Consider the following 23336-nt stretch of genomic DNA (forward strand, 5'->3'; position numbering starts at 1 on the left):
GAACCTCCGTGAGCAGCGGTCCAAAGGATTATCCTTAGAACACCGGAAGGGAAAGACCAACACAGCCTTACCCAAAGCTCACGTGTGAATTTAACAGGTCGCTAAATAGGCCCCTCCGCCACCTTATGCAAGGGAAAAATGCCGATTTATCGACAATTCCAACACAAGTGTCTAAATATCGTGAACGTCGATCACGCCAAGGGCGGATTTTAGGGCCTGGCGCACCTCTGGCGTAATGTTTGCCTGATCAGAGAGGTCAAATTCAACTTCCTTCGCCTCCGCCTCAAGATTGAGGACAAACGCAACACGTCCCCGCCCTCGTCCGCCTTGTTTCAGGATCGTTGCGACTTCGGCAAGAGGCTTGTCATCATTCGCAAAAATACGCACGCCATCGGCAATCGTAGCCGCCATGGATTCTAACCGTTGCAAGCTCTGGACTGTCAGCCGAGGTTGATCATTATCAAGGTTTCCGGTCACCCGTAAAACAAGCGACTGCCCCACAACCAGAAGATCGCGATATTTTTCAAGAGTCTCGGAAAACATCGTGACCTCATATGCGCCAGTCGCATCAGAAAGCTGGACAAATGCAAGCGGTTTTCCTTTTCGCGTTCGAAGCTCTCGCTTGCCCATGACAGTACCCGCAAGCATCCCGGCACTTTCGGCCGATCCAAGTCCCGCCAGATAACTCACGGACGTGCGCACACCGGCTTTATCAAGGGTTTTTTCCCAGGCATCGAGCGGATGGCCGGAGAGATAAAAGCCAATGGCATCAAATTCCTGCTTCAGTTTCTCCATTGATGTCCACGAGGACACCTCGGGCAGGTCAGGCCGCACCACCAGGGATTCCGCCGCGCCACCGAAGAGGTTCACCTGACCCGATCCACGTTCCTCCGCCGATTGTTGCGCCTGTCGCAGCAGGACCTCGATTGAGGTAAATACCTGTGCCCGATGATCCAGAAGGTCGTCGAAGGCGCCGGCCCGAACAAGGTTTTCCGCCTGTCGTTTGTTCATATGCTTCGGGTTAAGTCGTTCAGCGAAGTCAAACACGTCTTTGAAGGTGCCATTTTCCTCACGCTCCCGCACGATTCCGGCCATCGCCTCCCGCCCGACATTCTTGACCGCCGCAAGAGCATAACGCACAGCCCCTTGATCGCCATCAAACTCCACAGAGAATTCCACCTCTGAATTATTTAGGCACGGCGGATACACGGGGATTTTCATCCGATCCAGATCCTGACGGAAGATATTGAGCTTATCCGTATTGTTCATATCGAGGCTCATGGAGGCGGCCATGAACTCCACCGGATAGTTCGCCTTGAGCCAAGCAGTATGATAGGAGACAAGTGCGTAGGCAGCAGCATGCGATTTATTGAAACCATAGTTCGCAAATTTCGCCACCAGATCGAAAATATGGGTGGCATCCTTCGAAGAAACCCCTTTTTCCTTGGCGCCTTTCGCAAAAATGGCGCGCTGTAGATCCATTTCCGACTGAATTTTCTTACCCATCGCGCGGCGCAGAATATCAGCATCGCCAAGACTATATCCGGCAAGTGTTCTGGCAATCTCCATCACTTGTTCCTGATAGATGATGACGCCGTAAGTTTCCTCCAGCACAGGCTGCAGCTTCGGGTGAAGATAGTCCGGCTCTTCCTCTCCATGTTTACGGCGAATATAGGTCGGGATGTTCTCCATCGGTCCGGGGCGATAGAGCGCGACGATAGCGATGATATCCTCAAAAGCATCGGGGCGCATTTTCCGGAGCATGTCCCGCATACCGGAACTTTCAAGCTGGAAAATACCGATGGTATTCCCGGTTGAGAGAAGTTCGAACACAGCGGGATCATCAAGCGGTACTTTTGCGTAATCGACCTCGATCCCCCGGCGCGCGAGCAACGCCTTGGCACGGTCGAGCACCGTCAGGGTCTTGAGCCCGAGAAAGTCAAATTTCACAAGCCCAGCAGTTTCCGCGTACTTCATCGAAAACTGTGTCACGGGCATATCGGAGCGCGGATCACGATAGAGCGGGACAAGTTCATCGAGTGGCCGGTCGCCGATCACCACACCGGCGGCGTGGGTCGAGGCATGACGATACAGCCCTTCAAGTTGCAAAGCGATTTCCAAAAGCCGGGCAACGTCCGCATCATTCGCACGCTCTTCACGGAGGCGCGGCTCGGTATCCAATGCCTGTTGCAGGCTGACCGGGTTGGCCGGGTTAGCGGGGATCATTTTACTGATCCGGTCGACCTGACCGTAAGGCATCTGCAAAACACGCCCCACATCACGCACTGCCGCCTTGGCCTGCAGTTTACCAAAGGTGATGATCTGCGCGACCTGATCATGACCGTATTTATCCTGCACATAGCGGATTACCTGTTCGCGCTTGTCCTGGCAGAAATCAATATCGAAGTCGGGCATGGACACGCGCTCAGGATTGAGGAAACGTTCGAAAAGCAGCCCGAACCGAAGCGGATCGAGATCGGTGATGGTCAGCGCCCAGGCCACCACGGAGCCCGCACCCGACCCACGGCCCGGCCCCACCGGTACGTCATGTTCTTTCGACCATTGGATAAAATCGGAGACGATCAGGAAGTAGCCCGGAAAGCCCATTTCATTGATCACACCGATTTCAAACTCAAGGCGATCAAAATACTCAGCCGACTTGGCCTCTCGCTCCTCCTCCGTCATGTTCTCTGTGAAGACTTCATTCTCAAGCCGGACTTTAAGTCCCTCAGTTGCCATCGCGGCAAGTTCGCCCGCCTCGTCTCGCCCATCCGCTGAGGAAAAGGCTGGCAAGATCGGATCGCGTGTGGGTGAGGCAATGGCGCAACGCTGTGCAATCACCAACGTATTGTCAATTGCCTCCGGCAGGTCAGAGAATAGATCGACCATCTCCGCTTGCGACTTGAAATAATGCTCAGGCGTGCGTTTGATCCGGTTCTGGTCTCCGACATACTTTCCCGTTGCTATACAAAGAAGCGCATCATGCGCCTCATACATTTTTCGGTCAGAAAAAAAGACCTCGTTGGTCGCCACCAAGGGAATATCAAAATCATATGCGATTTTAAGGAGACCTGGCTCAGTCATCTGTTCCAGCGGAAGCCCGTGGCGTTGAATTTCCATGTAAAGCCGGCCATCGAATATTTCGACAAGCCTTTGAGCATATCCCTCCGCTGTCTCCAGTTGATCCGACGCGATCAATCGGCCAATAGGTCCTTCCGCTCCTCCGGTCAGACAGATGATACCCGCAGAGTTCGCCGCGAGAATCTCAAAAGGAACCTGCGCTGTCTCACCTGATTCTGTTTTGAGGAATGCATGTGACGTCAATTTCAGGAAATTGTGATATCCCTCCTCATCCTGCGCCAACAACACTATGGGGTCTGGTTCAGGTCGTCGACCACTCCGATCGACACCATCTTCTCGCAGAACCGCAATCTGGCAACCAATAATCGGCTGCACGCCGCCGCCCATCATCGCCAAGGAAAACTCCAAAGCACCGAACAGGTTGCTGGTATCGGTAAGCGCCACAGCCGGCATCCGGTTGTCCGCGCAAAGCTTCTGAAGCTGCTTGATCTGTACCGCCCCTTCCGAAAGAGAATAAGCGGAATGGACACGTAAATGCACGAAGCGGGGATCATTCTGGGCGGTGGACAACGGCAGATTTCCAATCTGTGATTTCAGCCGTCCCACTATTACATGTCCTTCTCTAAAGGTCAGGTCCTGACAGACTCAACCGATAAATTTCTTGTGGATAACTCCCCTCTTGCTGCCATTAGGCCGCGATATTAGTTCTCAACCAGTCAAGCCGGTCACGATATCCGCCCAAAACACCATCATGCCTAACGCCCCCGCAAAAGCCGCACATTCAAATCCACTCTTTATGATCCGGTCGATATCCATGATTGCTACTCCTTCTATCTGTTGAAGGTCATATTGTTCTTGTTTTGTTCTTATGTCAACCTGCTTTTCATCAAAAGATTTAGTCTCCCTAGTTAGTTGATTTAATTAAAAAATAAATGGGGAAATAAACAGAAAGAAGGAAAACACATTTACTTAGACAAAGCTTTCGCATCATCCTTCTGCGGCCACGCAATCAGAGAACTTCCCGCCTCCGGCGTACTGTCGGAGGCAAGATAGGTTGTTGTCGACGGGAAGGCGAAATCGGCACCGCGCGCCCGAACTATCCCGACGATTTTCATCAGGACTTCTTCCTGAACACGGAGGAATTCCGGCATACTGCCGACATCCACATAGGCGTAAATTTCAATGTTAAGTGAATAATCGCCCAGCTCGACAAACCGGACCCGGAGGGGATCGGCTTTTACCTGGATGTGATCTTCAAGATATTTATGGATATCATCAATGATTATGGTCAGTTGCGCTTGCGTCGTTTCATACCTCAATCCGATGCGATGGCGGAGATGAAACTGATCCCGGCGACTGAAATTTGTAATCTTGCGCTTGGCGAGATCCGCATTCGATATGGTAATGACCGTCCGATCAAGCGCTCGTATCCGGGTGGAGCGAATACCAATGGATTCAACCGTGCCAGACAGGTTGTCAAACTGACAAAACTCACCAACCCGCACCATCCGGTCCGCATAAAGAATAATGCCACCAATCAAGTTTTCAATGGTTGGCTGGGCGGCAAGCGCGATCGCCAAACCACCCACACCAAGCCCGGCAATAACGCCATAGACAGGAATACCGATCTGCGTAGCGCCATAGCCCATGATGATGAGTGCCACCGTACAGGAAAACACACGGAAACCAGTCCGCAACAGGCTCGCGTCGATACTGCCCGTTGGCACCGCCGGGTTTCTGATGGCTGAAGAATAGAGAAAATTCAACAGCTGATACGTCAGCAACGCGACGCAGGACCAGACAATGGCCGTCGTTACCGTGCTGATTCCCTGCATCAATCCGCCGGTAATATTGATCTGCCCATTACAAAGGTAACGATACAACAAGGCGAGGAATATAATGGCGCTAAAGGAAATCATCTGCCGGATTTGGTGGTGCGCGGTTACCTCTTCCTCCTCACTCCGTCTGGACCTTCGGAGAAAGACTGCGGGCAGACCCGCAAACAGGAGCGTCAAAATAGCCAGCATCGCCCACTGCCAAACCGTCTGATTATAAAATTCCTTCTGCAACCAGTCTGGCCCTGCAATCAGGAAGTCATACCATTTCGGGGCGACGAATCCGCCCGGCGTATAGATGTAGTAGTTATAAAGATCTTCCGTCCGATCATGTTTCAGCGGGAAAGTTTTTATTGTTTCATAATCTTCCGGAATACGTTCAACAGTTTCCTTGGAAAAGAGAAAGGCTCCCTGCTCTGCCCCCGGCTGCACCCGCGCAATGACAATATTTGTTCCAGGAACCGACCAGCTTGAAGGCAGCGTTTTAAGATCGGCGGCAGCAGGAAAGATACCTACTTCATAGCCTGGAATATCGACCAGTTCAGGAAGGTCAATCCTGTCAAATATTTCAAGGAGCTGGAGAACGGTTTCAATGCTCACATGTTCACGCGCACTGGCCGGCACTGCGCTTAAGTCAAACGTCTGCGATGCTTTTTCAAGGATCGCCTGAACCATACCAAGGCGCCGTTCATCGGCCGGGCTTAAAAATACAGTATCACCTTTCGCGTAATCGTCACGAACATCAAGCCAGATATTGCGCGCCTCGCCCAAGAGGAAGAGAAAGCTCTCAATCGTTGCACGCGGACTAGAAGTATCAGGCGGCGATATCGGATTTTCCAGCAGATATTTTTTCTGGGACCGGGACGGATCCGGATGAACATCCGGCACGATAGAGGGGTTGATCGTCTCACTAACTTCCGTTTGCTGCGCTGTGGCGGGCGGCACCATCCCTATAAACAGGGCACAAAGCACTGCCCCCACGGCAAGAGTTAGTTGCCGTAAAAATCCGGTGACGTTTTCGATCGAAAATTGGTTCGACATACTATCCCATACCCAATGTCATTTAGAGTTAATGAGATATTGACGAAAACTGCTTTAAATTATGTTAACTAAGGCCTTTCAACAAAGAAAATTGACCCCTGCCTTGGAAGCAGGCACAAGTCGCAAAAAATGAAGGTTATTCAATAACCAAGCTGTGATCATGGACACGGACAATGCGGTCCATACGGCGTGCGAGATCAGTATTATGAGTCGCGACCAGAGCTGCAACGCCGCGATCACGGGTCACATCGAGGAAATATTGAAACACCATCTCCGCCGTCTGCTCATCAAGGTTTCCCGTTGGCTCGTCGGCCAGCAGAATGAGCGGATCATTTGCGAGCGCCCGGGCAATGGCAACGCGCTGCTGTTCCCCACCGGAAAGCTTCGCCGGACGATGGCCGAGCCGCTCCGCCAGCCCCATCCGGGTCAGGAGTTCCGTTGCATGTTCTTTTGCTTGTTTCTTGGGGACACCGGAAATCAGGTTCGGCATCATCACATTTTCAAGCGCCGAGAACTCCGGTAGCAAATGATGGAATTGGTAGACAAACCCAATCTTGTCGCGGCGGACTTCTGTGCGTTTATTATCCCTTGCCTTGCTGCAATCGACGCCATCGATAATGACCGATCCACTTGTCGGAGGCTCCAACAATCCGGCAATCTGCAGAAGGGTCGATTTACCCGAGCCCGACGGGCCGAGCAGCGCGACAATTTCGCCGGGGTGCAATTCAAGCGCTACTTTTTCGAGAACGAGCAGCTTCTCCTGCCCTTGCGCAAAAGTTCGACCAATATTCTCGAGTTTGAGGACAGGCTCACTCATAGCGCAACGCCTCTACCGGATCGAGCCGAGCCGCGCGCCAGGAAGGGTAAATCGTCGCAAGCAATGAAATGACGAGAGCCATAATCACAACGGTTGTCACTTCCATCGGGTCGACTTTCGCCGGTAAATGGGAAAGGAAATATATCTCGGCGGAGAAAAGCTCGGCGCCGGTGATCCCCTCAATCAATTCCTTGATCTTATCGATATTCATGCAAAACCCGAGGCCAAGCAAAAAGCCAAACAGCGTTCCCACAACGCCAATGCTGGCCCCCGCAATAAAAAAGACGCGCATGATCATGCCGCGTGTCGCCCCCATAGTGCGAAGGATCGCTACATCCCGCCCCTTGTCCTTCACCAGCATAATCAGGCTGGAAATAATGTTGAACGCGGCGACAAGGATAATCAGGGTCAGGATCATAAACATGACGTTCCGTTCAACTTCAAGCGCATTGAAAAAGCTCGCCCGGGACTGCTGCCAGTCATAGATAAAGGCGCGGATATTTACGGCCTGAATAATTTCGCGGCGGATTTCAAGCGCTTTGTCGGGATCAACTGCGAACACTTCAAGCGCCGTCACCCCCTCGCCCAATCTGAAATAGCTCTGCGCGGCTTTCAGCGACATATAGATATAGCCGCTGTCATACTCATACATGCCCGTATCAAAGAGCGCGGCGACATCATAGGTCTTGACACGAGGCATTGTCCCGAAGGCCGTCGGGGTACCATTAGCGGAAATGAGCTTTACCTTATCACCCGCTGCAACACCCAAAGTGCGCGCGAGCCGATACCCAAGAATAACAGAATTATTCTCGCCAAAACTCTCAAGAGAGCCACCAATGATATTGGAGGAGAGCACATCTAGGGATGCCAGCTGATTTGGCGAAATGCCGCGTACAAGGGCACCACTTGCCTCTTTGCCGGACGCCATAACCTGCCCTTCGACTATCGGGGTTACGCGCACTACATCAGGGATATCCGCGAGACGGGCAACAACACCGTCGTAATCGACAAGGGTATCCGGCGCAGGCGCACGCACTTCATAATGACCATTAAGGCCAAGAATGCGATCGAGCAGTTCTGCGCGAAAACCATTCATCACAGACATGACGATAATCAGGGTCGCAACACCAAGACCTATTCCTAGAAAAGAGAAGGTGGCGATGACGGAGATAAACCCCTCCTGCCGTCGGGCGCGCAAGTATCGAAGCGCCATCGTCCATTCAAACCGGGAAAACACTAGTTCTTGCCTGCCAACAATTTTAGCGCGTCGTCAACGGAAAGTTCCTGCTTTTCCCCCGTACGGCGGTTTTTCACCTCAACAACTCCAGCCTTGACCCCGCGCGGGCCGATCGTTGCCTGCCAGGGAAGCCCGATCAGATCCATCTTGGCGAATTTCTCGCCAGCCCGGCCTGCCGTATCATCATAAAGGACATCAACGCCAGCATTTTGCAGTTTACCATAGAAATCATCACACGCCGCATCGCAGGCGGCATCACCACCCTTGAGGTTGATCAAGCCAACCTTGAACGGCGCAACACTCTCCGGCCAGATGATGCCGTCATCATCATGGCTCGCCTCGATGATGCCACCGACGAGACGGGAAACCCCGATACCATATGACCCCATGGAGACCGTGACATCCTTGCCTTCCGCCCCGGCAACCGTTGCGCCCATGGCGTTCGAATATTTATCACCGAAATGGAAGATATGCCCAACCTCAATCCCGCGCCGGGTGACAAGATCATCACTGCTTACATCGCATTTCTCCGGATCATGCATATCGTCGGCCGCGGCGTAAAAACTGGTCCACTGATCAACAATTTCCTGCAACTCCTCCGCCGTGTAATTATCGCGGTCTGGCGTTTTCTGCGCGAGAAGGTCTTTATGGTAGAACACCTCACTCTCGCCGGTATCCGCGAGGACAATAAATTCATGGGACAGGTCGCCGCCGATGGGTCCGGTTTCTGCACGCAACGGAATAGCATTCAGCCCAAGCCGCGCAAATGTTTTAAGGTAAGCCACGAACATATTGTTATAAGCCGTTTTAGCGCCTTCATAATCCAAATCAAAGGAGTAGGCATCCTTCATCAGGAATTCACGCCCGCGCATAATCCCGAAACGCGGTCGCACCTCGTCACGGAACTTCCACTGGATATGATAAAGATTAAGTGGCAAATTCTTGTAGCTTTTTACATGGTTGCGGAAAATATCCGTCACCTGCTCCTCATTCGTCGGACCATAGAGCATATCGCGCTCATGCCGATCGGTGATCCGCAGCATTTCCTTGCCATAGTCATCATAGCGACCGGACTCCCGCCAGAGGTCAGCTGGCTGAATGGTCGGCATCAGAATTTCGAGTGCGCCGGCCCGGTCCTGCTCTTCGCGCACAATCCGTTCGATATTTTTCAGCACCCGAAAGCCCATCGGCAACCAGCTATATATCCCGGCTGAGGATTGCTGGATCATTCCTGCCCGCAGCATGAGCCGGTGAGAGACAATCTGCGCCTCCTTCGGGTCTTCCTTCAGGGTCGGGAGAAAAAAACGGGACAAACGCATGGGGGCCTCGGCTCAATTACACGGAGTTGATTAGATTTCTGACTTTTAACGGGATTCACAAAGATTGCAAGGACTTCGCCCTATTGATACCGCTTGCGGCATTCTTTGGCGATGGCATTCTGCGCTGGATCTGTAAGTTCCTGACCATTGTAGAGAAGCCGGCCCGATGCGATATCATATTCCACCGTTCCTACATATACATCAGCATTTGCAAGCTTTGGATTATAGTTTCTAAGTAAGTCTTTAAACGGCAAGGACAAATCAATAAAAATGCGATCCGGGATCTGTATCTGGCTGCCGTTCAAATCGGCGGGCGCAACTGGTTTTCCATGGACATCGACACCCGGTTTATAGGCGACATCAGGATCAGGCGTATATTTCACGATCCGCTCGCAATCCTTGCGGGACACTTCCATCCGGACATCTTCCGCCATAGCAGAGCCTACAAATCCGATCAGAAATAACAGGACAAGGAAAGATCGGATCATGAGTTCATTCCTTTATATATTCTGAAAAAATGCACGTAGATCAAACAGTTCCAATTCAAATATCGTCCAGATAATGATGAATATCAGGGTCGTTATGACAGTGGTCATGGCGAACTTCGTCCAGATTCTGGGGTTGATCGGTGCGCTTTCAACTGTTCCCGGCTCAATCTCTTCGTCTTCCTCCCCTTGCGGTCTTACACCGAAGGGCAGCACGGTGAACAAAACCACCATCCAGGTAATGCAGAAAATAACAATGCCGCCAACAAAAGACATTTGCGCGCCCTATACCTGTTCCAACTCAACCAGCGTTCCGCTGAAATCCTTCGGGTGCAGGAAAAGCACCGGCTTTTTATGGGCGCCGATCTTGGGTTCCCCATCGCCCAGGACACGTGCGCCCTTGGCTCTCAGACGGTCCCGCGCCTCGATAATATCCTCAACTTCATAGCATACATGATGAATGCCACCGGAAGCGTTTTTCTTCAAAAACCCCTCAATCGGAGAGTTTTCCCCTAGTGGATGCAGCAATTCAATTTTCGTGTTTTCGAGTTCGACAAAAACCACGGTCACGCCATTTTCCGGCTCGTCCTGAGGCGGGCTTACCTTCGCTCCAAGCGTGTCACGATAAATCGTTGCCGCCGCGTCAAGGTCCGGCACGGCAATGGCAACATGGTTTAAACGTCCAATCATCTTTCTTTAATCCTTATTCTTCTTCAAATCTGATTACGTAAATATCAGTTATCGGCCGCCGACCGGCCAATCGGCGAAAAACCCGCCGCACCGCGTTATGCGCCGTTTCCTCGACCCGATCATCATCCATTTTATCCTGATTTTTCAGCTTACTATGGTTGATTTTTATCTGCTCACGTAACTCTTTCTGCAAATCAGGAAACAAATTTTCATCCAACACACCCCGCAGGCGAATGATCGGATCTTCCGTTATCTGGCCCTTTTCATTGACGATGACAACCCCGCTTACACTGCCATTATAAACAAGGCGCCGACGGGTTGTCAGGAATTCCCCGTCAAGCGGCGTCAGACCACCCGCATCGACCGCGAGCCGACCTGAAGGGACATCATCTATAATTTCGGCATTACCTGGAGCCAACTTCAAGACATTGCCATTTGTAATTTCAATAGCCTGTTCAACACCAAGGGACAATGCCAACTCGCAATGCGCGCGGATATGACGCGCCTCCCCATGCACCGGAATCGCAATTTTTGGCTTCACAATCCTGTACATATCGGTCAGCTCTTCCCGCGCGGGATGACCGGAAACATGAACAAATTCATCGGCTTCGGTGATCACATTAACACCGGATTCCGTTAATTGGTTATGTAGTCCGTAAAGCGATTTTTCATTTCCCGGTATAACCTTAGAGGAAAAAATGACAGTATCACCTTCGGAAAGTTCGATATGGGCATGCTCCCCACGTGCAATGCGGGCCATGGCACCGCGGGGCTCCCCCTGACTTCCCGTACAGAGCAGCAGGATTTTATCGCGCGGAATATGTCCTGCATTTTTCTCATCAAGAAACGGCGGTAAGTCGTTAAGGTAACCCGCTTTTTTGGCGGCCCCCGTCATACGGTGTAATGATCTGCCAACAAGGACGACATGTCGGTCGTGACGCTCCGCTACATAAGCGATGGTCTTGAGGCGGGCGATATTGGAGGCAAAGGTTGTGACGGCAATGCGGCCCGTTGGAATATTTCGCAGCAGCGCGTCAAGACTTTCCTGAACTGCAAGTTCGGAGCCGGAGACGCCTTCTTTAAAAACATTTGTGGAATCACAAATCATGGCGAGGACGCCCGCTTCGGAGACTTTCTGCATCTTGGCAAGATTACTCGCGGGGCCAACGACGGGATCGGGATCGAGTTTCCAGTCGCCACTATGCAACACCCGGCCATAGGGCGTCGTAATCATCAGGGCCTGCATCTCCGGGATAGAATGGGTCAGGTCGACAAAATCGATATGATAGTCGCCAATGGCCATGGAACTGCCCGGCGCAATTACATTCACTTCCACCTCGTCCCCGAGTCCCTCCTCCGCTAGTTTGAGTGCAAGTATCTCGGCCGTAAAGGGGCTGGTATACACAGGGCAGCGAAACTGCGGCCAGAGACGTGCAACGGCGCCGACATGGTCCTCATGCGCATGGGTGACAATAATCGCCAAAAGATCATCACGGCGATCTGCGATCCAGCCTGGATCGGGCACAATGACATCAACGCCCGGCGCGCGATCATCGGCGAAGGAAATCCCGCAATCAATCATCAACCATTTACCGTTACAGCAATAAAGATTGAGGTTCATGCCGATCTCTCCGCTACCGCCGAGCGGGAGAAAATAAAGGCCTTCCTTAAGCGTCGTATCAAGTTTGGTCATAAAGACTTTCAGCTATTTCGATAAAAAATTTCAACCAATCCGGCAAGCGTGAGATCGCCATTAACGATCTCAATCTTATCCGTACCCTTCGAGAAGAGCGGCGCGAGACCACCGGTTGCCACCGTTTTCATGTCCGAACCATATTCTGCGCGGATACGGCTGACGAGCCCCTCCACCATCGCGATATATCCGCAGTAAATGCCTGCCTGCATACATTCAATCGTATTCTTGCCAATCACGCGACCAGGCGCTTCCACAGCGATACGGGGGAGTTTAGCTGCCGCCCGGTAAAGCGCATCAAGGCTGAGATTAACACCGGGCGCAATAACACCGCCGATATAATTTCCTGTCTCATCGACAACATCGAAGTTTGTTGCTGTGCCAAAGTCGATCACAACAAGCGGGCCGCCATAGAGGGAGTGGGCACCCACAGCATTGACGAGACGATCCGCCCCGGCCTCCGACGGACGATCGATCAACGGCGTCATGCCAAGATCGACATTCGGCTCCCCAATTACGAGCGGGGTCACCCCAAAATAGCGCCTGCAAAAGCCCTTGATATTGAATAATGTTTCCGGGACAACCGTCGCAACGATTGCATGTTTCACATCTTTCAGATGTAGTCCGTCAATGGCCATTGCCTGACTGAGCCAGACGCCATATTCCTCGGCAGTGCGAGAGGCAGATGTTGATATCCGCCATTCATTGACCAATTCCCGCTCTTTATAGGCCGCGCAGGTTATGTTCGTATTTCCGACATCAATCGCCAGTAACATCAAGGCCTCCTATTAAGTACGGGCTGAGGGAACTATAAACACTTCTCCCGCTGTGATCAGTTTTCTTTCACCATTATCCATCGAAAGGATCAGCGCGCCGTTTTCATCCAAATCCGTGAACACACCTTCCAGCGTCTCCTTGGAAAGTTTTACAGTTATTCGGCCACCGAGCCCTGTTGCATTAGCCAGCCATTCCTTCCGGATTGGAGCAAATCCTTCGCGTTTCCAGATCATATAAAGATCGTAGAAGGCCTTCGCATATGCCGATAGGACCTCAGGAACAGACACATCCGCCCCAACCTTTTTAAGGGAGATCGCAGGTAGCCCATCCGTATGTTCCGGATAGGTTGCGATATTAACCCCCGTCCCGACAATGACATAGCTCATCTGCCCATCGGGTTTCGTTTTACTCTCAAGAAGAATGCCCGCCGACTTATGCCCGTTAATAAGGACATCGTTTGGCCATTTAAGCCGGACATCAACATCGGGATTCACAAATTCAGAGACGGCCCGGCGGATGGCAAGTGCCGTCAAAAAGGAAAGGCGCGCGGCAGAAGACGGATCACATTCAGGGCGTATTACCAACGAACAATACAGATTGCCTTCGGGGCTTGACCATTGCCGACCACGTCGACCAACGCCCCGCTCCTGCCTTTTCGCCCAGACGATAGCTCCTTCGGCATCTCCAGCATCTGCAAGCTTGAGAGCCTCGATATTCGTGCTACCCGTCGTTTCAAGGACCGTAAGCGTATAAAACGGCGGGAGATCAATCCTGCCATCGGAAGTCTGGGTCACGGGAATAGCACAGCCGCCGCAGCCTGGGCGCCATCAAGCAGCGGTCCCGGAAAGATGACGAAGAAGGCAATAAACAGCCCCGACGCCGCCATGATGATCGACTGTGTACGGCTAGCCGGCTCAAATCCTTCCGTCGGATCGTCGAAGTACATGATCTTCACAATCCGAAGATAATAATAAGCACCGACAACAGAGGTAACCAAGCCGATCACGGCAAGCGGAATAAGCCCGGCATTGACCGCCGCGATGAAAATGTAGAATTTCCCGAAGAAACCTGCAAGCGGCGGAATTCCTGCCAAGCTGAACATGAAAATGAGGAAGAAGAACGCCATCCAAGGCTGCGTCTTGCTGAGGCCAGCAAGCTCCGAGATATCCTCAACCATACCATCTCGATGACGCATTGAAAGGATACAGGCAAAAGTCCCGATATTCATCACCACATAGATCGACATATAGATCAGGACGCCCCGCACCCCTTCTTCGGTCCCTGCGGCAAGACCAACAAGTGCATAGCCAATGTGCCCGATGGAGGAATAGGCCATCAGCCGTTTGATATTCTTCTGGTTGATCGCAGCAAAGGCACCAAGAACCATCGAGGCGATGGAAACGAAAACAATAATCTGTTGCCATTGTTCGACCAGTTCGCCAAAGGGAGTAACGAATACGCGCAGGAACAGGGCGATTGCCGCCACTTTCGGCGCAGCCGCGAAAAAGGCCGTCACCGGCGTCGGCACCCCTTCATAAACATCAGGCGCCCACATATGGAACGGCACAGCGGACACCTTAAAGGCAAGGCCCGCAATCATGAAGACCATGCCGATCAGAAGGCCGATGCCCGCCTCTTCTTCTCCGCTGGTGAAGAGGTTGGCGAGAACATCGAAGTTTGTCGTGCCGGTAAAGCCGTAGATCAGGGAAACACCATAGAGCAGCATGCCCGAGGAAAGGGCCCCAAGAACGAAATATTTAAGGCCCGCCTCGGTCGAGCGGACGCTGTCGCGCTTGAAGGCCGCTGTCACATAGAGTGACAGGCTCATCAATTCGATACCCATATACATGGTCATCAGGTCATTTGCCGAAATCATGACCATCATACCAAGCGTAGCAATCACGATCAGGATCGGGAACTCAAAGCGAACCAGCTTCTCGCGCTTATTGAAATCAATCGACATGATGATGGCAAAGGCGGACGCACCAAGGCACAGCGTCTTCATAAAGACCCCATAGGCATCGTCGCGGTAAAGTCCGCCGAATGTGGTAATGGTGCTGTATCCGTCAAACTGGACTAACAGCCCGGCCACAATGAAAGACAGTACCGACAGCCAGGAAATCAGGCTTGTCGACTTGTTTCCCCGAAACGCGCCGATCATCAAGAGCGCCATGGCGGCACAGGCGAGGAATATTTCCGGAAGTGCGATTGAAAAATCAGGCAAAACCATTTCTTTAAACCTACCTACTTAGCCGCGTTGAGTATTGTTTTGCTGGCCTGCATGGCCGTCTCATGCTGATCCATCAGATTGATGACAGAAGCATGCATAACGTCCAAGAATGGCTCTGGATAAATACCAATCCAGAAAGCCACCAGAATAAGCGGGGCGAAAATCAGGATCTCCCGCCGACCAACATCCATAATATTTTTAAGGTCATCCTTCACCAATTCACCGAAGACCACCCTGCGATAGAGCCAGAGGCTATAGGCCGCGCCAAGAATAACGCCGATAGTCGCAAAGAAGGCCACCGTTGTGCTGACCTGATAGGCACCAACCAGGATCAAGAATTCACCCACAAACCCGCTGGTACCGGGCAGACCGATTGTCGCCATTGTAAAGATCAGGAAAATCAACGCATAGCGCGGCATCCGATTAACAAGGCCGCCATAGCGAGAAATCTCACGCGTATGCAGCCGATCATATACCACGCCCACACAGAGGAACAGCGCGCCAGAGACGATACCATGGCTGATCATCTGCAGAATGCCGCCCTCCAGCCCCTGCTGGGTGAAGGTAAAAATTCCGATGGTAATAAAACCCATATGCGCAACGGAGGAATAGGCGATCAGTTTCTTCATATCCTTCTGCACAAGCGCCACAAGCGATGTGTAGATAATTGCAATAACACTGAGCGCGAAGACAAGCGGCGCAAAATATTCGGACCCTTCTGGGAACATCGGGATAGAGAATCGCAGGAAACCATACCCCCCCATCTTCAGAAGCACGCCCGCCAGAATGACCGAGCCCGCCGTCGGTGCCTGCACATGAGCATCAGGCAACCAAGTATGTACCGGCCACATCGGCACCTTCACCGCGAAAGAGGCAAAGAACGCGAGCCACAGCCATAGCTGCAAATGCGGATCAAAACTGAAGTTGATCAAGGTCGGGATATCCGTCGTGCCGGCAATGAAATACATTGTAATCATCGCCACCAGCATCAACACAGAGCCGATCAGGGTATAGAGGAAGAACTTGAAGCTGGCATAAACGCGCTGTCCACCGCCCCATATTCCGATAATCAGGAACATCGGGATCAATCCGGCCTCAAAGAAGAGGTAGAACAGAACCATATCAAGTGCGCAGAAAACACCGATCATCAGGCATTCCATCACCAGGAACGCGATCATATATTCCCGCACGCGAACGGTAATCGCCTCCCAACTCGCCAAAATACAAAGCGGCATCAGGAAGGTTGTCAGGATAATGAACAGCATCGAAATACCGTCCACACCCATATGATAGTTTATGTTATTACCCAGCCAGCTGCTCTTTTCCACGAACTGGAACGCCGCAGTATTATTATCGAAATTAATCCAGATAAAGAGCGAAATGACGAAGGTGAACAGGGTTGTCCAAAGCGCAACCCAACGGGCATTACGCGCCGCCGACTCTTCCTTGCCGCTGGTCAGCAGGATAAGCACTACCCCGATCAGGGGCAGAAATGTCACCGTTGATAAGATTGGCCAATCAAGCATGACTTAATGTCCACCCGCAAAGAAAAAGTAAGAAACAAAAGCAACGACGCCGAGAAGCATGGCAAATGCATAATGATACACATAGCCGCTCTGGAGTTGGGAGGCGCGCCGCGCCAACACCAGTACCCGACCGGCAACTCCGTTCGGACCCAGTCCGTCAATCACCTTGCCATCGCCAAAGGTCCAGAGGAACCGGCCGATAGCTTTCGAAGGCCGGACAAAGACGAAATCGTAAAGCTCATCAAAATACCATTTGTTGAGCAGAAACTGGTAAAGCGCTGAATGGGTCTTGGCGAGCTGCACCGGAATATCCGTCCGGCGGATATACATCTGGTACGTCAGGGCAATCCCGAAGACACCCAGAACCAGCGGCAGCAACTTGACCCAGAGCGGCACATGATGCGCATCAATCATTGCCGTGCTGTTCTCCAGCATCAGGATGGAGGCTCCCCAGAATTCCTTGTAATGTTCTTCCCCGGTCATGTAGGGGGCGAATAGCATGCCAGCGAAAATCGCGCCGAGCGCCAGGACACCCAGCGGAATAAGCATCACCTTGGGGCTTTCATGAACATGGGCCATCACTTCCTTGCTGGCGCGCGGCTTGCCATGGAACGTCATGAAGATGAGGCGACCTGAATAGAAGGCCGTCAAGAGAGCGGCGGCAACACCAGCCCAGAAGGCATACTCACCAACCCCAGTATGGGCCGCAAAGGCGCTTTCGATAATCAGGTCCTTTGAGTAGTAACCCGCAAGAGGCGGAATACCGGCAAGCGCAAGAGACCCGATCCACATCATTGCATAGGTGACTTTAATATGCTTCCACAGGCCGCCCATATTGCGCATGTCCTGCTCATCAGAAACCGCATGAATAACGGAGCCTGCGCTTAAGAACAATAGCGCCTTGAAGAAGGCATGTGTGAAGAGATGGAAAATCGCCGCCGGATAGGCGCCAATCCCGAGCGCGAAGAACATATAGCCGAGCTGAGAACAGGTTGAATAGGCGATCACGCGCTTGATATCATTTTGTACCAATCCGATGGTCGCCGCGAAGAAACAGGTCGAAGCGCCGACGATTGTCACCACCATCAAGGCGTCAGGCGAATATTCGAATAGTGGCGAGCAGCGTGCTACCATAAAGACACCGGCCGTCACCATCGTCGCCGCATGGATAAGAGCAGATACTGGTGTCGGGCCTTCCATGGCGTCCGGCAACCAGGTATGCAGGCCGAGCTGGGCCGATTTACCCATCGCGCCAACGAAGAGCAGCAGGCAGAGCGTTGTCAGGACATCAACCTGATAGCCAAGGAACTCGAAATGCTGTCCGACCTGGCTCGGTGCGGCGGAGAAGACATCATCGAAGCTGACGGAATCAAAGACAAGATAAATGCCCATGATACCAAGAGCAAAGCCGAAATCACCAACACGGTTGACAACAAACGCCTTGATCGCAGCGGCATTAGCAGAAGGTTTCTTGTACCAGAAGCCAATCAGCAGATAACTTGCGAGGCCAACCCCTTCCCAGCCGAAATAAAGCTGTACGAAGTTATCGGAGGTGACCAGCATCAGCATCGCAAAGGTAAAGAGCGACAGATAGGCCATAAAACGCGGCTTATGGGGGTCATGCGACATATAGCCGATGGAATAAACATGCACGACGGCGGAAACCGTGTTCACCACTACCAACATAACGGCAGTCAGACTGTCAATCCGGAGCATCCAGTCGACATCGAAATCACCTGAATCGATCCAGGTCATCAACTCGATCACTTCTGTCGTCTGCTGAAACGCGATCTGGTAAAGCGCGACCCATGACAGGATGGCGCTGATAATAACGGCAGTGGATGTGATCAACTGGCTACCGCGATCCCCGATAGCGCGGCCGAACAGCCCGGCAATCAGCGCCGCAAGTAACGGCAGGAAAACGATGAGGACGTACATCATGATTTTGTCTTAACCCTTCATGTGATGGATGTCCTCAACCGCGATAGTGCCGCGATTTCGGAAGTAAACGACGAGAATAGCAAGCCCGATCGCTGCTTCACCGGCCGCAACGGTCAGAATAAACAGCGCGAACACCTGCCCAACCAGATTGCCCAGATAAGCAGAGAAAGCAACAAGGTTGATATTAACAGCAAGCAACATCAACTCGATCGACATCAGGATCACGATGACATTCTTCCGGTTCAGGAAGATGCCGAAAATACCCAGGGTCAGCAAAATCGCGGACACCGTCAGGTAATGAGCAAGACCGATTTCCATGTTTCCCCCTACACGCCTTGTCCAGGCTCGACTTTACGAACCGCCATCGACTCTTCAGGACGGCGATATACCTGCCGGGCAATATTTTGTTTGCGAACGCCCGGTCGGGACCGGTTGGTCAACACGATCGCCCCGATCATCGCCACCAGCAGGATCATGCCCGCAATCTGGAACAAATAGGCATAGTCCGTGTAAATAACGTGCCCCAGCTGCTCCGTATTGGTAAGGTCCGACACAACAGGTGCCACCTGCGATCCAACCTGTATTGCCTCCGGTGAGAGCGCCCAGCCACTAACCACCAGTATCAATTCAATCAACAGGATCACGCCGATCAGGCCTCCGATTGGCAGATACTGCAAAAAGCCCTGACGCAATTCAGCGAAATTGATATCGAGCATCATGACAACGAATAGGAAAAGGACCGCCACAGCGCCCACATACACCACGACAAGGATCATCGCGATAAATTCAGCTCCTAGAAGCACGAACAGAGCCGCCGAATTGAAGAAGGCGAGGATAAGATAAAGCACGGAATGAACCGGGTTCTTCGCCGAGATCACCATAAATGCCGAGGCAATAGTCATCGCCGCAAAAAGATAGAAGGCAATTGTCGAGATAATCATCGCGCCCCTCTTCCCGTGATATTTAGATCCGTCTTTCGCATGGCTGTCACAATCTTACTTTCGATTATCTATAAGGCGCTTCCGCAACAAGGTTTTGGGCAATTTCCTGCTCCCAGCGGTCGCCGTTCGCAAGCAGCTTCTCCTTATCATAGAAAAGCTCTTCGCGGGTTTCCGTCGCAAATTCGAAATTCGGCCCTTCTACAATGGCATCAACCGGGCAGGCTTCCTGACAGAAACCGCAATAGATGCATTTCGTCATGTCAATATCGTAGCGAGTAGTGCGTCGGCTACCATCGTCACGCGGCTCTGCCTCGATTGTGATAGCAAGTGCGGGACATGCCGCCTCACACAATTTACACGCAATGCACCGCTCTTCCCCGTTGGGATAGCGCCGCAGGACGTGCTCACCACGAAACCGCGGGCTCAAGGGTCCTTTTTCATATGGATAGTTGATGGTCGCCTTCGTCTTGAACATATAGCGGAACGTTGTCGCCAGACCGGTGACAATCTCCGCCAGAAGCAGACTACGCGCCTGTTTGTCGATAAAGCTCATTTTAAAACAGCCTTTTCACTATCTCATTTCTTGCCGTCGCCCGAATTCCGGCGCCGACGGTTACTAAAACTTGCCTTATGCCGGAACCATGTCGAAATAGACAAGGAAACCAGCCGTCAAAACTACCCATAACAAGGAGAAGGGCAAAAACACCTTCCAGCCAAGTCGCATCAATTGATCATAACGATACCGAGGTAGCGTCGCCCGAACCCAGATAAAGACGAACAGCAAAATCGCAATTTTGATGCCAAACCAAATGATCCCCGGGATCCAGGTGAAGATCGCCCAATCCGCCGGCGGCAACCAGCCACCCAGAAACAGCACCGTACAAATTCCGCTCATCAGGATCATGTTGGCGTATTCACCAAGGAAGAAGAGCGCAAACGCCATCGACGAATATTCTGTCTGATACCCCGCAACCAGCTCCGCCTCTGCTTCGGGAAGGTCAAATGGATGCCGGTTCGTTTCCGCCAGGATCGAGATGAAGAAAATAATGAACATCGGGAAAAGCGGTATAAACCACCAGTTCAAAAGGCCGAGGTCGCCTTTTTGCGATTCTACAATACCTGAAAGGTTAAGGGTTCCCGCACAGAGCAGCACCGTCACAATCACAAACCCGATGGACACTTCATATGACACCATCTGCGCTGCGGAGCGGAGGGCACCAAGGAAAGGATATCGGGAGTTAGACGCCCAGCCCGCAACAATAATGCCGTAAACACCGAGAGAGGAGATCGCAAACAGGTAAAGTCCGCCCACATTGATGTCCGCAAGCACCCATCCTTCGTCAAAGGGAATGACCGCCCAGGCAATCAAACTAAGAATAAAGGTCACCATAGGAGCAAGCAGGAACAGTATTTTGTTCGCGCCTGTCGGAACGACTGTTTCCTTGAAGAAAAGCTTCGCACCATCCGCGAGTGGTTGCAGCAATCCAAACGGACCCACCACATTCGGCCCCTTACGGAGCTGCATCACCGCCATGACTTTACGCTCATACAGCGTCAGATAAGCCACCGCAACCAAGAGCGGCACAACAATCAGCAGGATCTGGCCGACAATAATCAGGGCCGGGAGAAGATAAATATCCCAAAACTCAGCCATTTGTACCGGTCCCCTCACCCTTTACCTTAGAGAAAGTCGCACTGCATTCCGCCATAATCCGGCTCGAACGGGAAATCGGGTTCGTCAGATAGTAATCCGTGATCGGGTTGACGAAAGGCGCATCGTCTATTGCCCCGTCCGTGCCGAATGCCCCCCAGTCAGCGGAAGTCACTTGATCTATATCGGCAAAGTGAGGCGCCACCTCAATCATCTTCTCTCGAAGTTCCCGTATCGTGTTGTAAGGAAGCGTTTTCCCGAGTTTTTCAGAAAGCGCCCGGAGGATCGTCCAATCCTCCCTTGCGTCACCCGGCGGGAAGATGGCTCGCCGACCTAGCTGAACCCGGCCTTCCGTATTGACCCAAGTGGCATCTTTTTCCGTGTAGGCCGCACCCGGCAGGATGACATCGGCGGCGCTTGCCCCGGCATCCCCGTGGCTGCCCTGATAGATTACGAAGCTATTTGTAAGCTTTGATGTATTGATTTCATCGGCCCCCAGCAGGAACAGCACATCAAGCGACCCGTCCAGCATTTCCCTCGCACTCTTGCCGCCTTCACCTGATACGAAGCCGAGATCAAGACCAGCAACCCGTGCGGCCGCCGTATGAAGAACGTTAAAGCCGTTCCAATCATCAGAGGCAAAACCGTAATCATCGGCAATTTTCTTCGCCAACGCCAGAACCGCCGCGCCATCATTCCGGCTAAGCGCGCCCTGCCCGACAATAATCATCGGACGCTCGGCCTTTTTAAGGGTTTCGGCGAAAGAATGCTTACCTTCAGCCACTTCCTTCAAGGTCGCAGGACCGGCACCGAGATAATCATAGCTGTAGGTCAAATCGACTTGCTCACCGATCAGCGCAACCGGGAAGTTACCCGCTTTCCAACGCTTGCGAATGCGGGCATTGATCAAGGCCGCCTCATGACGTGGATTACTACCCACGATCAAAAGCGCATCCGCCTCATCAATTCCGGCGATGGTCGTGTTAAAGAGATACCCGCTCCGGCTTTCCGTCGTCAGCGCAGCGCCATCCTGTCGGCAATCGATATTCGGCGATTCCAGTAGATTCATCAGGTCTTTCAGCGCGATCATGCTCTCGGCGCAGGCCAGATCCCCGGCAATCGCTCCAATCTTCGCCCCTTCGACGCCCTCCAGCTTGGCGGCGATAGCATCGAACGCCTCGCCCCAGCTTGCGGGCTGAAGTGTTTCGTCTTTGCGAACATAGGGGGTATCCAGTCGCTGAGCTTTCAGGCCATCGTAAGAAAAGCGCGACCGGTCCGAAAGCCACTCTTCGTTCACGTCCTCATTGAGGCGCGGTAAAAAGCGCATGACTTCCTTGCCGCGGCTATCAACCCGGATATTCGCCCCGACGGCGTCGAGCACGTCGATACTCTCGGTTTTGGAAAGCTCCCACGGGCGTGCCGTAAATGCATAGGGCTTCGATGTCAGCGCCCCAACCGGGCATAAGTCAATGATATTACCGGAGAGTTCGCTATCGAGCGCTTGCTCAAGATAGGTCGCGATCTCCATATTTTCACCACGGTTAATAGCGCCAAGTTCCTCAACTCCCGCAACCTCCGTCGCGAATCGCACGCAACGTGTACAGTGAATACAGCGAGTCATCGTCGTCTTGATGAGTGGCCCCATATTCTTTTCTGTAACGGCGCGCTTCATTTCATGATAGCGGCTGTTGCCGGAGCCATACGCCATCGATTGATCCTGCAAATCACACTCACCGCCCTGATCGCAAATCGGGCAATCAAGCGGATGATTGATCAGCAGGAATTCCATGGCCCCCTCACGGCCTTCTTTCACCTTTTGGGTATTGGTGTGAATGACCATACCATCGCCAGCGGGCATTGCGCAGGAGGCGATCAGCTTCGGAGCCTTTTCCATCTCCACCAGGCACATGCGGCAATTACCGGCGATCGACAACCGCTCATGATAGCAAAAGCGCGGGATTTCCGCGCCCGCTTCCTCACAGGCCTGAAGGACCGTGGTTCCCGGATCGACTGTAACTTCTACACCATCTACTGTAAGTGTCGGCATTCTTCACTCCCCACGCGGTCCAGCC

Annotated in this window: 19 protein-coding genes; all 19 read right to left on the minus strand. The window is 52.5% G+C overall.

The genetic code is table 11. From position 1 onward, the window contains the following. Positions 1-171: 171 nt before the first annotated feature. Positions 172-3687 (minus strand): DNA polymerase III subunit alpha, encoded by a 3516-nt coding sequence (gene dnaE / locus LKE13_RS14935; RefSeq protein ID WP_227952191.1) that lies wholly within the window; start codon positions 3685-3687, stop codon positions 172-174. 359 nt (positions 3688-4046) lie between these two features. Then, positions 4047-5957 (minus strand): mechanosensitive ion channel family protein, encoded by a 1911-nt coding sequence (locus tag LKE13_RS14940; protein ID WP_227952192.1) that lies wholly within the window; start codon positions 5955-5957, stop codon positions 4047-4049. 136 nt (positions 5958-6093) lie between these two features. Then, positions 6094-6774: an ABC transporter ATP-binding protein gene (locus LKE13_RS14945; RefSeq protein ID WP_227952193.1), complete on the minus strand. Its 681-nt coding sequence runs from the start codon at positions 6772-6774 to the stop codon at positions 6094-6096. Continuing rightward, positions 6767-7987, minus strand: coding sequence for a lipoprotein-releasing ABC transporter permease subunit (locus LKE13_RS14950; protein ID WP_265334933.1), 1221 nt, complete (start codon positions 7985-7987; stop codon positions 6767-6769). The genes LKE13_RS14945 and LKE13_RS14950 overlap by 8 nt, the downstream gene beginning before the upstream one ends. Positions 7988-8010: 23 nt before the next feature. Further along, entirely contained in the window at positions 8011-9330 is a 1320-nt protein-coding gene (gene proS, locus LKE13_RS14955; RefSeq protein WP_227952195.1) for a proline--tRNA ligase, read from the minus strand. A gap of 80 nt (positions 9331-9410) precedes the next feature. Further along, the gene (locus tag LKE13_RS14960) at positions 9411-9818 is read right to left on the minus strand and encodes a hypothetical protein (protein WP_227952196.1); all 408 of its coding nucleotides are present in this window, start codon (positions 9816-9818) and stop codon (positions 9411-9413) included. 12 nt (positions 9819-9830) lie between these two features. Further along, positions 9831-10091, minus strand: coding sequence for a DUF1467 family protein (locus LKE13_RS14965; RefSeq protein WP_227952197.1), 261 nt, complete (start codon positions 10089-10091; stop codon positions 9831-9833). A 9-nt stretch (positions 10092-10100) separates the two neighbouring features. Next, positions 10101-10505 (minus strand): methylmalonyl-CoA epimerase, encoded by a 405-nt coding sequence (gene mce, locus LKE13_RS14970; RefSeq protein ID WP_227952198.1) that lies wholly within the window; start codon positions 10503-10505, stop codon positions 10101-10103. Positions 10506-10518: 13 nt separating this feature from the next. Further along, entirely contained in the window at positions 10519-12198 is a 1680-nt protein-coding gene (locus LKE13_RS14975) for a ribonuclease J (protein WP_227952199.1), read from the minus strand. An 8-nt stretch (positions 12199-12206) separates the two neighbouring features. Then, the gene (locus LKE13_RS14980) at positions 12207-12974 is read right to left on the minus strand and encodes a type III pantothenate kinase (RefSeq protein ID WP_227952200.1); all 768 of its coding nucleotides are present in this window, start codon (positions 12972-12974) and stop codon (positions 12207-12209) included. Positions 12975-12986: 12 nt separating this feature from the next. Continuing rightward, the gene (locus LKE13_RS14985) at positions 12987-13769 is read right to left on the minus strand and encodes a biotin--[acetyl-CoA-carboxylase] ligase (RefSeq protein WP_227952201.1); all 783 of its coding nucleotides are present in this window, start codon (positions 13767-13769) and stop codon (positions 12987-12989) included. Continuing rightward, entirely contained in the window at positions 13766-15205 is a 1440-nt protein-coding gene (gene nuoN, locus LKE13_RS14990; RefSeq protein WP_227952202.1) for an NADH-quinone oxidoreductase subunit NuoN, read from the minus strand. The genes LKE13_RS14985 and nuoN overlap by 4 nt, the downstream gene beginning before the upstream one ends. A gap of 14 nt (positions 15206-15219) precedes the next feature. After that, positions 15220-16731: an NADH-quinone oxidoreductase subunit M gene (locus tag LKE13_RS14995; protein WP_227952203.1), complete on the minus strand. Its 1512-nt coding sequence runs from the start codon at positions 16729-16731 to the stop codon at positions 15220-15222. Positions 16732-16734: 3 nt separating this feature from the next. Continuing rightward, complete coding sequence (gene nuoL / locus LKE13_RS15000; protein ID WP_415776544.1) at positions 16735-18669, minus strand: NADH-quinone oxidoreductase subunit L; 1935 nt, start codon at positions 18667-18669, stop codon at positions 16735-16737. 12 nt (positions 18670-18681) lie between these two features. Beyond that, positions 18682-18990, minus strand: coding sequence for an NADH-quinone oxidoreductase subunit NuoK (gene nuoK, locus LKE13_RS15005; RefSeq protein ID WP_161315086.1), 309 nt, complete (start codon positions 18988-18990; stop codon positions 18682-18684). A gap of 8 nt (positions 18991-18998) precedes the next feature. Continuing rightward, positions 18999-19613, minus strand: a complete 615-nt coding sequence (locus LKE13_RS15010; RefSeq protein WP_227952205.1) for an NADH-quinone oxidoreductase subunit J — start codon at positions 19611-19613, stop codon at positions 18999-19001. A 64-nt stretch (positions 19614-19677) separates the two neighbouring features. After that, positions 19678-20166, minus strand: a complete 489-nt coding sequence (gene nuoI, locus LKE13_RS15015) for an NADH-quinone oxidoreductase subunit NuoI (RefSeq protein ID WP_227952206.1) — start codon at positions 20164-20166, stop codon at positions 19678-19680. A gap of 75 nt (positions 20167-20241) precedes the next feature. Then, positions 20242-21267, minus strand: a complete 1026-nt coding sequence (gene nuoH / locus LKE13_RS15020; RefSeq protein ID WP_227952207.1) for an NADH-quinone oxidoreductase subunit NuoH — start codon at positions 21265-21267, stop codon at positions 20242-20244. Continuing rightward, entirely contained in the window at positions 21260-23311 is a 2052-nt protein-coding gene (gene nuoG / locus LKE13_RS15025; RefSeq protein WP_227952208.1) for an NADH-quinone oxidoreductase subunit NuoG, read from the minus strand. The genes nuoH and nuoG overlap by 8 nt, the downstream gene beginning before the upstream one ends. Positions 23312-23336: the final 25 nt, after the last annotated feature.

Origin of the sequence: Sneathiella sp. HT1-7 (assembly GCF_020731145.1) — a bacterium.
GTDB lineage: Bacteria > Pseudomonadota > Alphaproteobacteria > Sneathiellales > Sneathiellaceae > Sneathiella.

What these genes read in the sequence shown, in the direction of transcription:
- LKE13_RS14940 (WP_227952192.1), bottom strand. Translation starts at nt 5,957, where the DNA reads ATGTCGAACCAATTTTCGATCGAAAACGTCACCGGATTTTTACGGCAA.
- LKE13_RS14945 (WP_227952193.1), bottom strand. Translation starts at nt 6,774, where the DNA reads ATGAGTGAGCCTGTCCTCAAACTCGAGAATATTGGTCGAACTTTTGCG.
- LKE13_RS14950 (WP_265334933.1), bottom strand. Translation starts at nt 7,987, where the DNA reads ATGGCGCTTCGATACTTGCGCGCCCGACGGCAGGAGGGGTTTATCTCC.
- proS (WP_227952195.1), bottom strand. Translation starts at nt 9,330, where the DNA reads ATGCGTTTGTCCCGTTTTTTTCTCCCGACCCTGAAGGAAGACCCGAAG.
- LKE13_RS14960 (WP_227952196.1), bottom strand. Translation starts at nt 9,818, where the DNA reads ATGATCCGATCTTTCCTTGTCCTGTTATTTCTGATCGGATTTGTAGGC.
- LKE13_RS14965 (WP_227952197.1), bottom strand. Translation starts at nt 10,091, where the DNA reads ATGTCTTTTGTTGGCGGCATTGTTATTTTCTGCATTACCTGGATGGTG.
- mce (WP_227952198.1), bottom strand. Translation starts at nt 10,505, where the DNA reads ATGATTGGACGTTTAAACCATGTTGCCATTGCCGTGCCGGACCTTGAC.
- LKE13_RS14975 (WP_227952199.1), bottom strand. Translation starts at nt 12,198, where the DNA reads ATGACCAAACTTGATACGACGCTTAAGGAAGGCCTTTATTTTCTCCCG.
- LKE13_RS14980 (WP_227952200.1), bottom strand. Translation starts at nt 12,974, where the DNA reads ATGTTACTGGCGATTGATGTCGGAAATACGAACATAACCTGCGCGGCC.
- nuoN (WP_227952202.1), bottom strand. Translation starts at nt 15,205, where the DNA reads ATGGTTTTGCCTGATTTTTCAATCGCACTTCCGGAAATATTCCTCGCC.
- LKE13_RS14995 (WP_227952203.1), bottom strand. Translation starts at nt 16,731, where the DNA reads ATGCTTGATTGGCCAATCTTATCAACGGTGACATTTCTGCCCCTGATC.
- nuoL (WP_415776544.1), bottom strand. Translation starts at nt 18,669, where the DNA reads ATGTACGTCCTCATCGTTTTCCTGCCGTTACTTGCGGCGCTGATTGCC.
- nuoK (WP_161315086.1), bottom strand. Translation starts at nt 18,990, where the DNA reads ATGGAAATCGGTCTTGCTCATTACCTGACGGTGTCCGCGATTTTGCTG.
- LKE13_RS15010 (WP_227952205.1), bottom strand. Translation starts at nt 19,613, where the DNA reads ATGATTATCTCGACAATTGCCTTCTATCTTTTTGCGGCGATGACTATT.
- nuoI (WP_227952206.1), bottom strand. Translation starts at nt 20,166, where the DNA reads ATGAGCTTTATCGACAAACAGGCGCGTAGTCTGCTTCTGGCGGAGATT.
- nuoH (WP_227952207.1), bottom strand. Translation starts at nt 21,267, where the DNA reads ATGGCTGAGTTTTGGGATATTTATCTTCTCCCGGCCCTGATTATTGTC.
- nuoG (WP_227952208.1), bottom strand. Translation starts at nt 23,311, where the DNA reads ATGCCGACACTTACAGTAGATGGTGTAGAAGTTACAGTCGATCCGGGA.